9 protein-coding genes and 3 pseudogenes are annotated in these 15,010 nt (G+C 71.5%); all 12 read right to left on the bottom strand.

The window, feature by feature from the left end; all coding sequences use genetic code 11:
• Positions 1–68: 68 nt before the first annotated feature.
• Entirely contained in the window at positions 69–410 is a 342-nt protein-coding gene (locus ACQP1P_RS08985) for an RNA polymerase-binding protein RbpA (protein ID WP_433084896.1), read from the bottom strand.
• A gap of 132 nt (positions 411–542) precedes the next feature.
• Positions 543–800, bottom strand: coding sequence for a preprotein translocase subunit SecG (secG, locus tag ACQP1P_RS08980; protein WP_344614412.1), 258 nt, complete (start codon positions 798–800; stop codon positions 543–545).
• A gap of 163 nt (positions 801–963) precedes the next feature.
• Positions 964–1,746: a triose-phosphate isomerase gene (gene tpiA / locus ACQP1P_RS08975; RefSeq protein WP_433084894.1), complete on the bottom strand. Its 783-nt coding sequence runs from the start codon at positions 1,744–1,746 to the stop codon at positions 964–966.
• Positions 1,747–1,749: 3 nt separating this feature from the next.
• Entirely contained in the window at positions 1,750–2,898 is a 1,149-nt protein-coding gene (locus tag ACQP1P_RS08970; RefSeq protein WP_433084892.1) for a phosphoglycerate kinase, read from the bottom strand.
• Positions 2,895–3,899, bottom strand: coding sequence for a type I glyceraldehyde-3-phosphate dehydrogenase (gene gap, locus ACQP1P_RS08965; protein ID WP_433084890.1), 1,005 nt, complete (start codon positions 3,897–3,899; stop codon positions 2,895–2,897). The genes ACQP1P_RS08970 and gap overlap by 4 nt, the downstream gene beginning before the upstream one ends.
• A 388-nt stretch (positions 3,900–4,287) precedes the next feature.
• Positions 4,288–5,268: a DNA-binding protein WhiA gene (gene whiA, locus ACQP1P_RS08960; protein WP_350615192.1), complete on the bottom strand. Its 981-nt coding sequence runs from the start codon at positions 5,266–5,268 to the stop codon at positions 4,288–4,290.
• 157 nt (positions 5,269–5,425) lie between these two features.
• A pseudogene (locus ACQP1P_RS08955) lies at positions 5,426–6,373 on the bottom strand (gluconeogenesis factor YvcK family protein); the annotation flags it as partial.
• A gap of 227 nt (positions 6,374–6,600) precedes the next feature.
• On the bottom strand, positions 6,601–7,494 hold the full coding sequence (gene rapZ / locus ACQP1P_RS08950; protein ID WP_433089925.1) for an RNase adapter RapZ: 894 nt from the start codon (positions 7,492–7,494) through the stop codon (positions 6,601–6,603).
• 1,032 nt (positions 7,495–8,526) lie between these two features.
• Positions 8,527–10,443: pseudogene (uvrC, locus tag ACQP1P_RS08945) on the bottom strand (excinuclease ABC subunit UvrC); the annotation flags it as partial.
• Positions 10,444–10,511: 68 nt separating this feature from the next.
• The gene (locus tag ACQP1P_RS08940) at positions 10,512–10,943 is read right to left on the bottom strand and encodes a Rieske (2Fe-2S) protein (RefSeq protein WP_433084888.1); all 432 of its coding nucleotides are present in this window, start codon (positions 10,941–10,943) and stop codon (positions 10,512–10,514) included.
• 136 nt (positions 10,944–11,079) lie between these two features.
• Entirely contained in the window at positions 11,080–11,595 is a 516-nt protein-coding gene (locus ACQP1P_RS08935; RefSeq protein ID WP_433084886.1) for a Rieske (2Fe-2S) protein, read from the bottom strand.
• Between the two features lie 417 nt (positions 11,596–12,012).
• A pseudogene (uvrA, locus tag ACQP1P_RS08930) lies at positions 12,013–14,967 on the bottom strand (excinuclease ABC subunit UvrA); the annotation flags it as partial.
• Positions 14,968–15,010 lie beyond the last annotated feature (43 nt).

Genomic DNA, 15,010 nt, shown 5'->3' with positions numbered 1-15,010 from the left:
CGACGGACCCGAGTCAAGGCCCTGGTTCGTGAAGAGGGGCGCCGGCATCGCATCCGGCGCCCCTCTTGCTATCGGCCTGTGCGTTGACGCAGACGCGCCAGCGCCTCCTGGAGGATGGCCTCGCCGTCGGCGTCGGTGCGCCGCTCCTTCACGTAGGCCAGATGGGATTTGTACGGCTCGGCCCGCGGACGCTTCGGCGGGGCCTGCTCGTCACGGCCGGCCGGGAGGCCGCACCGGGAGCAGTCCCAGGTGTCCGGGGGCTCGATCTCGGCGGCGAACGCCGGCTCGGTCACGTGCCCGTTGGCGCACCAGTAGGCCACGGTGCGCCGGGGGGCCTGTTCACCACGCTCGGCCCAGCGCACCGGGCCGGAGCCGACTCGTGTTCCGCGAATGGCATTGCCAGCTGCCACGGCTGCTCGCTCCTGTTCGTCGGGGGGTACGACGTCTTACGGAGTGCAGGAGTGTGGGCGTAAACACCTGCGCGCGGCCCGCAAGTTGCACGGACCGCGCGCTGAGTCTAGCGCTGGTGGGAGCCGAGGTGCTCAGGCGCCACCGTTCTGGACGATTTTGAGCCACAGGCCGAGGCCGACGATGCAGGCGAACCAGATGATGCCGACCAGCAGGGTGTAGCGGTCGAGGTTCTTCTCCGCGACCGACGAACCGGCCAGGCTGGAGGACACGCCGCCGCCGAACATGCTGGACATGCCGCCGCCCTTGCCGCGGTGCAGGAGCACGAGCAGGGTCAGCAGCACGCTGGTGATGACCAGCAGCACGATCAGGGTGTAGGCGAACGCCGTCATGGCGCGGTCGTCCTCTCGGCAAGGCGGTCAGGGAACGGTCGTACGTAGAGCGGGTGCCAGCTTACTAGGCGAGGCCGGTCGCGCACAGGCCGGGCTGCCGCAACCGCGCGAGCCGAAGCGCCGCGCGGCCCTGGGGACCGCGCGACGCGCCGTGCCGCTGCTGTTACTTGCCGAGGCGGACGATCCGCGCGAAGCCCTCGGCGTCGATGCTCGCGCCGCCCACCAGGGCGCCGTCGATGTCGGGCTGCTCGATGATCGCCGCGACGTTGTCGTGCTTGACCGAGCCGCCGTAGAGGATGCGCACGCGGTCGGCGGTGCCGCCGCTGTACTTCTCGGCCAGCCGGGTGCGGATCGCCCCGATGACCTCCTGCGCGTCCTCGGGCGTCGCCACCTTGCCGGTGCCGATCGCCCAGACCGGCTCGTACGCGATGACGATCTTCTCGACCTCGTCGGTCTTGATCTTCTCGAGGCCGGCGTCGAGCTGCGCGAGGGTGTAGCCCACGTGCTCGCCCGACTCGCGGACCTCCAGGCCCTCGCCCACGCACAGGATCGGCGCGATGCCGTTGGCCAGCGCCGCCTTCACCTTGGCGTTGACCAGGGCGTCGTCCTCGCGGTGGTACTGCCGCCGCTCCGAGTGCCCGACGACCACATACTGGCAGCCGAGCTTGGCCAGCATCGCCCCGGAGACCTCGCCCGTGTAGGCGCCCGACACGTGCGCGGAGATGTCCTGCGCGCCGTAGCCGATGAGCAGCTTGTCGCCGTCCACCAGCGTCTGGACGCTGCGGATGTCCACGAACGGCGGCAGGACGACCGCCTCCACGTCGTTGAGCTGCTGCTCGTTGAGCGTGAAGGCCAGCTTCTGCACCAGCGCGATGGCCTCGAGGTGGTTCAGGTTCATCTTCCAGTTGCCGGCCATGAGCGGGCGGCGTCCGGTGACCTCAGCCATCGCTCAGGCCTCCAGCGCCGTGATGCCCGGCAGGGCCTTGCCCTCGAGGAACTCGAGGGAGGCGCCGCCACCGGTGGAGATGTGGCTGAAGCCGTCCTCCGGGATGCCCAGCGCGCGCACGGCCGCGGCCGAGTCGCCGCCGCCGACGACGCTGAAGCCGTCGATCTTGGTGATCGCCTCGGCGACGCCCCGCGTACCGGCGGCGAAGGGCGCCAGCTCGAACACGCCCATCGGGCCGTTCCAGAAGACGGTCTTCGCCCCGTCGAGGGCCGCCGCGAAGGCCGCCACCGACTCCGGGCCGATGTCCAGGCCGAGCTCCTCGGCCGGGATGGCGTCCACGCCGACCGTCCGCGTCGCCGCGTCGGCCGCGAACTTGTCCGCGGTCACCACGTCGGTCGGCAGCACGATCTTGTCGCCGCCCCGCTGGAGCAGGTCCTTGCAGGTGTCGACCATCTCGTCCTGCAGCAGGCTCTTGCCGACCTCGTGGCCCTGGGCCTTGAGGAAGGTGAAGCACATGCCGCCGCCGATGAGCAGCTTGTCGACCTTGGGCAGCAGCGCCTCGATGACGGCGAGCTTGTCCGAGACCTTCGAGCCGCCGAGGATCACCACGTAGGGCCGCTCGGCATCGCCGGTGAGCTTCGAGAGGACCTCGAGCTCCTTGGCGACCAGGTAGCCGCTGTAGTGCGGCAGGAGCCCGGCCACGTCGAAGACGCTGGCGTGCTTGCGGTGCACGGCGCCGAACGCGTCGTCGACGTAGACGTCGCCGTGCGCGGCCAGCTCCTGCGCGAACGCCTGGCGCTCGGCCTCGACCTTGCTGGTCTCCCCCGCGTTGAAGCGCAGGTTCTCCAGCAGCACCAGGTCGCCGTCCTCGCCGTTGAAGGCCACCGGGGCGCCCAGCAGCTCGCTCAGGCGGGCGGCGACGGGCGCGAGGGTGTAGCGCGGGTCGGGCTCGCCCTTCGGGCGGCCCAGGTGCGACATGACGGTGATCTTCGCGGCGCCGGCCTCACGCAGGGCGTTGATGGTCGGCAGGACCGCGCGGATGCGCCCGTCGTCGGTGATCTTGTCTCCGTCGAGCGGGACGTTCAGGTCGGCGCGCAGCAGCACGCGCCGACCGGCGACGCCCTCGCTCAGGAGGTCGTCGAGCGTCTTCACAGGCCGGTGCCGACCAGGGTGACGGCGTCGACGAGACGGTTGCTGTAGCCCCACTCGTTGTCGTACCAGCCGACGACCTTGACCTGGTTGCCGATGACCTTGGTCAGGCCCGCGTCGAAGATGCACGACGCCGGGTCGGTCACGATGTCGGTGGAGACGATCGGGTCCTCGGTGTAGACGAGGATGCCGGCGAGCGGGCCCTCGGCGGCCGCCTTGATCGCCGCGTTGACCTCCTCGACGCTGGTGTCGCGGCCGACGGTGACCGTGAGGTCGGTCGCCGAGCCGGTCGGGACCGGCACGCGCAGCGCGTAGCCGTCGAGCTTGCCCTTGAGCTCGGGGATGACCAGGCTGATCGCCTTGGCGGCACCGGTCGAGGTCGGCACGATGTTCAGGGCCGCGGCGCGGGCGCGACGCAGGTCCTTGTGCGGGCCGTCCTGCAGGTTCTGGTCCTGCGTGTAGGCGTGGATGGTGGTCATGAGGCCACGCTCGATGCCGAACGTGTCGTTGATGACCTTCGCCATCGGGGCGAGGCAGTTGGTCGTGCACGACGCGTTGGAGATGATCGTGTGCTTGGCCGGGTCGTACTGGTTCTCGTTCACGCCGAAGACGATCGTCAGGTCCTCGTTCTTGGCCGGGGCCGAGATGATGACCTTCTTGGCGCCGCCGGCCACGTGGACCTTGGCCTTCTCGGCGTCGGTGAAGATGCCGGTCGACTCGATGACGACGTCCGCGCCCAGGTCGCCCCAGGGCAGCTTCGACGGGTCACGCTCGGCGAGGGCCTTGAAGGTCTTGCCCGCGACGGTGATCTCGTCCGCGGTCGCCTTCACCTCCTCGCTCAGCCGGCCGAGGATGCTGTCGTACTTGAGCAGGTGCGCCAGCGTCTGGTTGTCGGTCAGGTCGTTGACGCCGACAACCTCGATGTCGGCGCCCTTCGCAAGGGCCGCACGGAAGAAGTTGCGCCCGATACGGCCGAAGCCGTTGATGCCAACCCGGATGGTCACTTCGACACATCTCCTCGTCTCTTCGCGCCACGGCCACGCCGATGTGCCGGTGTGCCGTGCGCCAGATGAGTGTTATTGGCTCGCCCACCCTGGTCCCGCCGGTCCGGACCCACCCGTTGGTGCGGGGTCCGGCCGCGTGTCGCGGCGGCGATCGAACAGCGAGGAGCGACCCGAGTCGGCCTCATCGCCGAACACGGCAAACCCTATCGTCTCGAACCGGTCACGATCCCACGGGGGTGTCGGAGCCCACGTTTGATCGTACGAGGGCACCCGCTCCCGGGCCGGGTGACCCGGGGTGTTATGCCCGATAAGTCGGGCGCTCCGCGCCGCGACTTATCGGATTTATACCCCGACAGGGGCTATGTCGGAGTTTACGCCGAATTTCGGGTCAGCCGACCAGCATCTCCGGCGTCACGGCCGACTCGGTGTCGGGGATGCCCAGGTCACGGGCGCGCTTGTCGGCCAGCGCCAGCAGACGCCTTATGCGGCCGGCGATCGCGTCCTTGGTCAGCGGCGGGTCGGCGAGCGCGCCGAGCTCCTCCAGGGACGCCTGCCGGTGCTCGAGCCGCAGCGTGCCCGCGCTGAACAGGTGGTCGGGCGCGGTGTCGGCGAGGATCTCCATGGCCCGGGCGACCCGGGCGGCGGCGGCGACCGCGGCCCGCGCCGAGCGGCGCAGGTTGGCGTCGTCGAAGTTGGCCAGCCGGTTGGCGGTGGCCCGCACCTCGCGCCGCACCCGGCGCTCCTCCCAGGTCAGCACGCTCTGGTGGGCGCCGATGCGGGTGAGCAGCGCGGCGATCGCGTCGCCGTCCTTGACCACGACCCGGTCGACCCCGCGCACCTCGCGCGCCTTCGCGGTGATCCCGATGCGCCGCGCCGCCCCGACCAGCGCGAGCGCCGCCTCGGGACCCGGGCACGTGATCTCCAGCGCACAGCTGCGCCCGGGCTCGGTCAGCGAGCCGTGCGCGAGGAAGGCACCCCGCCACGCGGCGACCGCGCAGCACATGTTCGCCGACACGACGTGCGGCGGGAGCCCGCGCACGGGACGTCCGCGCACGTCGAGCAGGCCGGTCTGGCGGGCGAGGGCCTCGCCGTCCTTGACCACGCGCACGATGAAGTGGCTGGCCTTGCGCAGACCGCCCGACGCGAGGACATGGATCTCGCTGCCGTACCCGTACACCTCCGACACCTCGCGACGCAGCCGGCGCGCGGCGGCGTTGGTGTCGAGCTCGGCCTCGACGACCACCCGGCCCGAGACGATGTGCAGCCCTCCCGCGAAGCGCAACAGCGCGGCCATCTCGGCTCGCCGGCAGCAGGGCTTGGCCACGTCCACCCGGCTGAGCTCGTCCTTGACCGCAGCGGTCATCGCCATTCTGTCGTCACCTCGCGGATTTCGTGTTCACAGTGATGTCCCCGTCCGTACCGGCACGCGCCCGACCCCCGTTGGCCCGCGAGCCGTGCTCACTTCTCATCCCGGCACCGCGCGCGATCCTGGCGGTCGTCCGGGCGGTCTTGCCTGCGTCGACCTGCAGCAATGGGTCGAGCGCCGCCGCCAGCGCCTGCGGGTCGTGCCGGGGCCCGCCGTCATCGACGGCGACCGGGGCCAGCACCAGCCGCGCACCAAGCGATTCTGCCGCACGATGGACCGGTTCGGGGTCGCCTACGGCTTTCCCGTCGGCAAGAACTACATCGACGTGCAATCCAGGTAGGTAACGGGGCAGGGCGGCCAGGTGCTCGGGCAGCGTCAATCCCGCGGTCTCGCTGTCGGCCGCGAGGTTGAGCGTGACCAGCCGCCGGCCCGCGCTGTCCCGGATGGCGTCGGCCAGCCCGGGCACGAGCAGGTGCGGGATCACGCTGGTGAACCACGAGCCGGGCCCGAACAGCAGCCAGTCGGCCTCGCGCACGGCCCGCACCGCCTCGGCGCACGCCTCGGGCGCGCCCGGGGTCAGCCGCACCCGGTCGATGGTCTTGGTGGTGACCGCGACCTCGTGCTGCCCGCGCACGGTGACGACCTCCCCGTCCTCGGACAGGTCCGCCTCGATGTGCAGCGGGTCGCGCGACATGGGCAGCACCCGCCCGCCGCAGCGCAGCAGCGCCGCCGCCCGGTCGAGCGCGGCCACCGGGTCGCCGGCCTGCTCCATCAGCGCGACGAGCACGAGGTTGCCCACCGCGTGCCCGGCAATGTCGTCCTCGCCGGTGAACCGGTGCTGGAACAGCTCGGCGGTGGCCGTCTCGTCGGCGAGCGCGGCGAGGGCCTGGCGCAGGTCGCCGGGCGGCAGGATGTCGCGCGTCCGGCGCAGCCGCCCGCTGGAGCCGCCGTCGTCGGCGACGGTCACGACGGCGGTGATGTCGAGCGGACGACCCCGCTGCACGATCCGCAGCGCACGCAGCGTCGCGGAGAGCCCGTGGCCGCCCCCGAACGCGACGACCCTGACCGTCTCGCGCGAGGTGTCGCGCTCCGCCGCGGCCGGCTGCACGCGCGCGTGCGTCTGCCCGCGGCCGTTGTCGGAGGCCGCGACGGACCCGGACCGGCCCGGAGGGCGCCCCGCACTGTCCGCGCTCTCGCCGGCGGGCGGCTCGGCACGGCCGCCGGCCGGCGCCTCGGCGGATGCGGACCCGGAGGTCTTGGAGCGTCGGCGGCCGGGCGCGGCGTCCTTCGCGGCCGGGTTCCGTGCGGCGTCGTTGCCGCCCGTGGGCCGGCTCGTCATTCGCGTCCCAGGTCGCGGTGCTGCGGCGAGGCCGCGAGCCGCATCTCGCGCAGCCGCCGGGCGAGCTCCTCGGCGATGGCGACGCTGCGGTGCTTGCCGCCCGTGCAGCCGACGGCGATCGTGAGGTAGCGCTTCCCCTCGCGCTCGAAGCCCGGCGCGGTCGCGTTGATGAGGCGGGCGTACGTCTCCACGAACGTGATCGCCCCGCGCTGCCCCAGCACGTACCGGCTGACGTCCGTCTCCCGCCCGGTGTGCTCGCGCAGCTCCGGCACCCAGTACGGGTTGGGCAGGAAGCGCGCGTCGAGCACGAAGTCGGCGTCGGGCGGCAGACCGTACTTGAACCCGAAGGACAGCACCGTGACCCTGATCTGGGTCGTGTCCTCCTCGCCGAACATCTCCTCGATGCGCCCGCGCAGCTGGTTGACGTTGAGGTGGCTCGTGTCGATCAGGACGTCGGCCTGCTCGCGCGCCTCCAGCAGCAGCTTGCGCTCGGCCGCGATGCCGTCGGAGAGCCGCCCGGCGCCCTGCAGCGGGTGTGAGCGCCGCACGCTCTCGAAGCGCCGGATCAGCACTTCGTCGTCGGCGTCGACGAAGACCATCCGCGGGTTGAAGCCCCGCTCGCGCAGCGACTTCACCGCCCCCGGCAGGTCGGTCGAGAAGGCGTGGCTGCGCACGTCCAGCACCATCGCGGTGCGCCGGACCGCGCCCTGAGCCGCGTGCGCGAGCTCGGCCATGTCGAGCAGGAGCGCCTGGGGCAGGTTGTCCACGACGTAGTACCCGACGTTCTCGAGCGCCCGCGCCACGGTGCTGCGGCCGCCGCCGGACACGCCGGTCACGATCACGAGGTCGGTGGTGTTGCGCCCGGGCAGGATGCCCTCGGCGGGGTCCACCTCCCCGGCGCCGAAGCCCTCCCCCGCGTCCGCGCGCCCCGAGATCTCGGCACGCTCGTGGATCTCGGCAGGCTCGTGGATCTCGGAGCGCTCGGCGATCTCGGGACGCTCTTGGACCGCGGCACGCTCCGCATCGAAGGACGCACCCTCCGCGAGCTCGCCGGCGCTGCTGGCCGTCGGTTCAGCACCGCCGTCGTCCGCGGTGGCACCTCTCGGCACGTCGCCATCTCTCGACACGACGATGAGTTTATGTCGTGCGGCGCGCGGCATCGGACAGTCGGTCGGTTTGCACTAGTTCGCGGTATCTCCAGCCCCGGCCTCCTCGACGACCTCGTCGACCGCTCCACCCCTGCTGACCCCGTCTCCTGACCCGCGTTCGGGCGTGTCGCCGGCCTCCACGATCACGTCCGGCGTGTCCCCCATCCGTGTCACCTCGACCCGGGGACGAACGACCTCCGAGGCCCCCGCGCCGATCTCCACGGCCACGTCCGGATCACCACCGGCGTGCGACACCTCGCCCCGCGGCCACCCCGCCCCGCGCACGTCTCCGGCCGACCGCCCCGACGCGCCCGGCCCGCCCGCGGCCCCTGCCTCCGCCCCGCCCGAGTCCGCCCCGCCCGAGTCCGCCGGGCCCGCATCCGCCCCGGCCCGCGAGCCGCCCCCGGCAGGCCCATGCCCCGGGCCCGCGGCGGCACCGGCCCCCGCACCGCCGCCGGCCCCCGCCGCAACAGCCCACGAACCGCCCGACGCGCCCGACCCACGCTCCGACCGCGCCTCGGCCGCGTCCGAGCCCCCCGCCGCGACCGGGCCGCCCTCAGACCGCACCTCCGCCGCATCCGAGCCGGCCGCCGCGATCGGCCCGCTCTCAGACCGCCCCGCCGCCGTGTCGGAGCCCGGCGCGGCGTCCAGATCCGGAGCAGGGTCCGCGGGCGAAGCGGGCGACGGATCCGCAGGTGGTTCGGGATCGGGCACGACGTCCGCAGGTGGCTCGGGATCGGGCACGGCGTCGGCGGGGCGGCGAGCCGACGCGAGCGGGTCGGTGTTGAGCGCCGCCTGAATCGCCTCCGCCGTGCGCCGCCCGATGCCGGGCACCTCCGCGATCTCCTCCAGGGTCGCGGCCTTCAGCCGTTTGAGCGACCCGAAATGCCGCAGCAGCGCCTTGCGGCGGATCTCGCCGAGGCCGGGTACCGAGTCGAGCGACGATGTCGTCATGCGCTTCGAGCGCTTCTGCCGGTGGTACGTGATGGCGAAGCGGTGCGCCTCGTCGCGGACGCGCTGCAGGAGGTACAAACCCTCGGAGGCCCGGGGCAGGATCACCGGGAACTCGTCGTCCGGCAGCCACACCTCCTCAAGGCGCTTGGCGAGGCCGCAGACGGTGATGTCGTCGATGCCCAGGTCCAGCAGCACCTGCGCGGCGGCGTTGACCTGGGGCTGGCCGCCGTCGACGACGACGAGCTGGGGCGGGTAGGCGAACTTGCGCGGCCGCCCGGTCGTCGGGTCGATGCCAGGGCGGGACGGGTCGGCCTCGGCGGCCTCGTCGATCTCGACCTTCGCGTCGAGGTAGCGGGCGAACCGCCGCCGCAGCACCTCGGAGATCGCGGACACGTCGTCGGTGTCGCCGTTGATCGCGAACCGCCGGTATTCGCTCTTGCGCGACAGCCCGTCCTCGAACACCACCATGCTCGCGACCACGTCGGTGCCCTGGATCTGCGAGATGTCGTAGCACTCGATGCGCAGCGGCGCCGTCGGCATCGCGAGCGCCTCGGCGATCTCCTCAAGGGCCTTGCTGCGCGTGCTCAGGTCGCCGGCCCGGCGCAGCTTGTGCTGCTGCAGCGCCTGCTCGGCGTTGCGCGTCACGGTCTCGGCGAGCGTCTTCTTGTCCCCGCGCTGCGGCACCCGGATCGACACGCGGCTGCCCCGCAGCCGGGTCAGCCAGTCGGCGAGCGCGTCGACGTCGGCCGGCAGCTCCGGCACGAGCAGCTCGCGGGGCAGGTCGGCGGCCTCGGCCCCGGCCTCGCTGCCGTAGATCTGCGTGCAGAAGTGGTGCACGAGATCGCCCGGGGTCAGGTCCTCGGTCTTCTCCACGATCCAGCCGCGCTGGCCGCGCACCCGCCCGCCACGCACGTGGAAGACCTGCACCGCGGCCTCGAGCGGGTCGTCGGCGAACGCGACCACGTCGGCGTCGGTGCCGTCGCCGAGCACGACGGCCTGCTTCTCCATGGCCCGCCGCAGCGCCCCGAGGTCGTCGCGCAGCCGCGCGGCGCGCTCGAAGTCCAGCTCGTCCGAGGCCTGGTACATCTCCCGCTCGAGCTGCTTGACCATGGTGTCGGTCTTGCCGGCCATGAAGTCGCAGAAGGCCTCGACGATGGCGCGGTGCTCGTCCTCGCTCACCCGGTCGACGCACGGGGCCGAGCACTTGCCGATGTAGCCCAGCAGGCAGGGCCGGCCGATCTGGCCCGCGCGCTTGAAGACGCCGGACGAGCACGTGCGGGCCGGGAACACCCGCAGCAGCAGGTCGAGCACCTCGCGGATGGCCCAGGCGTGGGCATACGGCCCGAAGTAGCGCACGCCCTTGCGCTTGCTCCCGCGCATCACCTGCAGCCGGGGATACGCCTCGTCGAGCGTGACGGCGAGATAGGGGTAGCTCTTGTCGTCGCGATACCGGACGTTGAACCGCGGATCGTAGGCCTTGATCCAGTTGTACTCCAGCTGCAGCGCCTCGACCTCGGTGCCGACGGTCACCCAGTCGACCCGTGACGCCGTCGTCACCATCTGCTGGGTGCGCGAGTGCAGCGTCCAGAGATCGGCGAAGTAGCTGCTGAGCCGTTGCCGGAGGCTCTTGGCCTTGCCCACGTAGATGACCCGGCCGGACGGGTCGTAGAAGCGGTAGACACCGGGGGTGTCCGGAATGGTCCCCGGTGCTGGTCGATACGTGGACGGGTCAGGCACGCTTCGAGACTATCCGGGGGGTACGACAGAAAATCGGGGGCCGGTCGCGCGGCCGGCCCCCGATCGGGTCACGTCGTGATGTAGATGTCGTCGCCCTCGAAGCGGAGCTTCTTCTCCCGCAGCGGGCTGGTCGCCGGCGGGTTGGTCGCGGATCCGTCCGCGGCCGAGAACGTGCTGCCGTGGCACTTGCAGTTGATGTTGTTGTTCGCCACGTCCGTGACCACGCACTGCTGGTGGGTGCAGATCGCCGTGAAGGCCTTGTACGTCCCGGACTCCGGCTGCGTGATGACCGTACCGCCGTCGTCGGAGACGATCTTGCCCCCGCCCACCGGGATGTCGGCCTTCTTCGCGATCGGGCCACCCGCACCGGAGCCGGAGCCGGAGCCGGAGCCGGCAGTGCTGTCCGATCCACCCTTGTCGTCTCCGCAGGCGGCCAGGACGGACGCGGCCGTCACACCGGCCGCCCCGGCGAGCACCGCGCGGCGGGTCGTCTCACTCATCTAGCTCCTCCAATGGTCGTGTGCCCGCAGGCTGCGGCCAGAGATACACAGAGGATGGAGGATACGGTTCAATGCTCAACAAAAACTGTGAATCCAGCACCCCTACCGCAATCAAGACATCACGCAGCGCGACGATTCAGGCCCGGACGACGTACCCGCTCTTGACGCCCACCTTGATGCTCTTGAGCCCGCTCGGCGTCGGGCCCTCGACCTTGGAGCCGTCGGCGACCTTGAACTTCGAGTTGTGCCGCGGGCACATGATGACCGGGTTGCCGTCGAAAGGCGGGTCGACGATCGCGCCCTGGTGCGGGCACACCGCGTCGTACGCCTTGAACGACCCCTTCGCCGGCTGCACCACCAGCACCGTGTCCTTGACGATCACGCCACCGCCGACCGGCACCTCACCCACGGCGACCAGCGCGTTGCTCGGCACCTGAGCCCCCGTATCGCCGCCCGTGCCGCTGTCGTCGAACGGGTTCCCGCCGGTCGTGGCGGGCGCGGCGGGTGCGCTCGAAGCGCCCGGGTTGCCGCCGGCACTCGGCGTGGGTTCGTCCCCGCCGCAGCCGGCCAGCACGGCGATGCCCATCGCGCCGGCACCCAGCAGCAGCGTGCGCCGGGCCGCGCAGCGGTTGAAGACGTCCTCGTCTGGCACGTGGTTCCTCCTGAGGTCAGCCTCGCAGCGGCCACCGTAGCAGCGCCGCCCGGGCGCCCGTGCCCGCCCTCGAAACCGGCAAATCACCACTTGCCGCCCGTCAGGGTATAAATCCGATATGTCGCGGCGCGGAGCGCCCGACATATCGCCCAACGGCCCCGAAACCGATCGCGTTTCCACGCCCACGCCGACGTCGAGCTCGGCTCCCCGCCCGGCCGATGCGCCGCCTAGGAACACTCCCGCCATAACGCAAGACGGCCCCGGAGCGGCGAACACCGCCCCGGGGCCACGCACAGCAAACACTCAGCGCTTGGCCGTTGCCTTCTTCGCCGCCGTCTTGCGCGGCGCCGCCTTCTTCACCGCCGCCTTGGCCGGAGCCGCCGCCTTGGCCGGAGCCGCCGCCTTGGCCGGAGCCGCCGCCTTGGCCGGAGCCGCCGCCTTGGCCGCCTTCCGTGGCGCGGCGGCCGGCTTGGCCCCGTTGGCCTGCGCCGCCCGGTCCCGGGCCGCCGAGTCGCCGCCGCCCTCGCCCGAGAGCCCCAGCACGTGCCGCAGGAACTGCCCGGTGTAGCTCTCCGGCAGCTCCGCGATCTCCTCCGGCGTCCCGGCCCCGACGACCGTCCCGCCCTTGTGGCCGCCCTCCGGCCCCATGTCGATGATCCAGTCCGCGGTCTTGATGACGTCGAGGTTGTGCTCGATGACGATGACCGTGTTGCCCTTGTCCACGAGGCCCTGCAGCACGAGCAGCAGCTTGCGGATGTCCTCGAAGTGCAGGCCGGTGGTCGGCTCGTCGAGCACGTACACCGTCCGCCCGGTCGAGCGCTTCTGCAGCTCCGAGGCCAGCTTCACCCGCTGGGCCTCGCCGCCGGAGAGGGTCGGCGCGGGCTGGCCGAGCCGCACGTAGCCGAGGCCGACGTCGACCAGGGTCTTCAGGTGGCGGTGGATCGCCGGGATGGCCTCGAAGAAGCCCGCGGCCTCGTCGATCGGCATGTCGAGCACCTCGGCGATGGTGCGGCCCTTGTAGTGCACCTCGAGGGTCTCGCGGTTGTACCGCGCGCCCTTGCACACCTCGCAGGGGACGTACACGTCGGGGAGGAAGTTCATCTCGATCTTGATCGTGCCGTCGCCCGCGCACGCCTCGCAGCGCCCGCCCTTGACGTTGAAGGAGAAGCGGCCCGGGCCGTAGCCGCGCACCTTCGCCTCCGTCGTCTCCGCGAAGAGCTTGCGGATGTTGTCGAAGACGCCGGTGTACGTCGCCGGGTTGGACCGCGGCGTGCGCCCGATCGGCGACTGGTCCACCCCGACGACCTTGTCGACGAGGTCGAGCCCGGAGATGCGGGTGTGCCGCCCCGGCACCAGCCGCGCGCCGTTGACCGTGTTGGCCAGCACCGCGTGCAGGATGTCGTTGACCAGCGTGGACTTGCCGGAGCCGGAGACCCCGGTGACCGCGGTGAGCTGGCCGAGCGGGAACGGCACGGTGAGGTTGTGCAGGTTGTGCTCGCGCGCGCCGACCACGACGAGCTCGCGGCCGGGCGTGCGGGGCCGGCGGATCTGCGGCGTCGGGATGCTGCGGCGGCCGGAGAGATAGGCCCCCGTCACCGACTCCTCGGTGGCCACCAGCCCCTCGTAGGGCCCGCTGTGCACGACCTTCCCGCCGTGCTCGCCGGCGCCGGGCCCGATGTCCACGATCCAGTCGGCGGTGCGGATGGTGTCCTCGTCGTGCTCGACCACGATGAGCGTGTTGCCGAGCTTCTTGAGCCGCACCAGGGTCTCGATGAGCCGGTGGTTGTCCCGCTGGTGCAGGCCGATGCTGGGCTCGTCGAGCACGTAGAGCACGCCGACGAGTCCGGAGCCGATCTGCGTGGCGAGCCGGATGCGCTGGGCCTCGCCGCCCGACAGCGTGCCGGCGCCCCGGTCGAGCGAGAGGTAGTCCAGGCCGACGTCGACCAGGAAGCGCAGCCGGGCGTTGATCTCCTTGAGCACCCGCTCGGCGATCATCTTCTGCCGGTCGTTGAGCTCCATCGCGCCGAGCAGCTCCGCGCACTCGCCGACGGACAGGTTGCACACGTCGGCGATGCTGCGCCCGGCGATCGTCACCGCGAGGATCTCGGGCTTGAGCCGGGTGCCGCCGCAGGTGCCGCAGGGGACGTCGCGCATGTACCCCTCGTACTTGTCCCGCGACCAGTCGCTCTCGGTGTCGGCGTGGCGCCGCTCGATCCACTGCACCACGCCCTCGAAGCCGGTGTAGTAGGAGCGCTCGCGGCCGTACTTGTTGCGATACCGCACGTGGACCTGGTCCTCGGAGCCGTGCAGGATCGCCTTCTGGCCCCGCGACGACAGTGCCCGCCACGGGGTGTCGAGCGTGAAGCCCTCCTCGTCGCCGAGCGCCTCGAGCAGCCGCAGGAAGTAGTCCAGCGTGTGCCCGGTGGCCCAGGGCGCGATGGCGCCCTCGCGCAGCGTGCGCTCCGGGTCCGGGATGATCAGCTCCGGGTCGACCTCTTTCTTGGTGCCGATGCCGGTGCAGTCGGGGCAGGCCCCGTAGGGCGCGTTGAACGAGAACGAGCGGGGCTCGAGGTCCTCGATCGACAGCGGGTGCTCGTTGGGGCACGCGAGGTGCTCGGAGAACAGCCGCTCGCGGTGCTCGTCGTCCTCGGGCAGGTCGACGAACTCGAGGATGACGATGCCGGCGGCGAGCTTCAGCGCGGTCTCCACCGAGTCGGTGAGCCGCTGCTTGGCCGTCTTCTTCACCGCGAGCCGGTCGACGACCACCTCGATGGTGTGCTTCTCCTGCTTCTTGAGCTTCGGCGGCTCGGTCAGCGGGTGCACGACCCCGTCGATGCGCGCCCGGGCGTAGCCCTTGGACTGCAGCTCGGCGAAGAGGTCGACGTATTCGCCCTTGCGCCCCCGCACCACCGGCGCGAGCACCTGGAACCGGGTGCCCTCCTCCATGGCCAGGACGCGGTCGACGATCTGCTGCGGCGTCTGCTTGGTGATCAGCTCGCCGCAGACCGGGCAGTGCGGCTCGCCGACGCGCGCGTAGAGCAGGCGCAGGTAGTCGTAGACCTCGGTGATGGTCCCGACCGTCGAGCGCGGGTTGCGCGAGGTCGACTTCTGGTCGATGGAGACCGCCGGGGACAGGCCCTCGATGAAGTCCACGTCGGGCTTGTCCATCTGGCCGAGGAACTGCCGCGCGTAGGACGACAGCGACTCGACGTAACGCCGCTGCCCCTCGGCGAAGATCGTGTCGAACGCCAGGCTCGACTTGCCCGAGCCGGAGAGCCCGGTGAACACGATCATCGCGTCGCGCGGCAGGTCAAGACTGACGTCGCGGAGGTTGTGCTCCCGTGCGCCACGGATGATCAAGCGGTCGGACATGCTTCCCCTTGGCAGTATTCGTCCGGTTGGAACACCGTCCCGG

Source organism: Dactylosporangium sp. CA-052675 (genome assembly GCF_050947935.1).
In the GTDB taxonomy this organism is placed as follows: domain Bacteria; phylum Actinomycetota; class Actinomycetes; order Mycobacteriales; family Micromonosporaceae; genus Dactylosporangium.
This window is presented reverse-complemented; position numbering and strand designations above follow the sequence as displayed.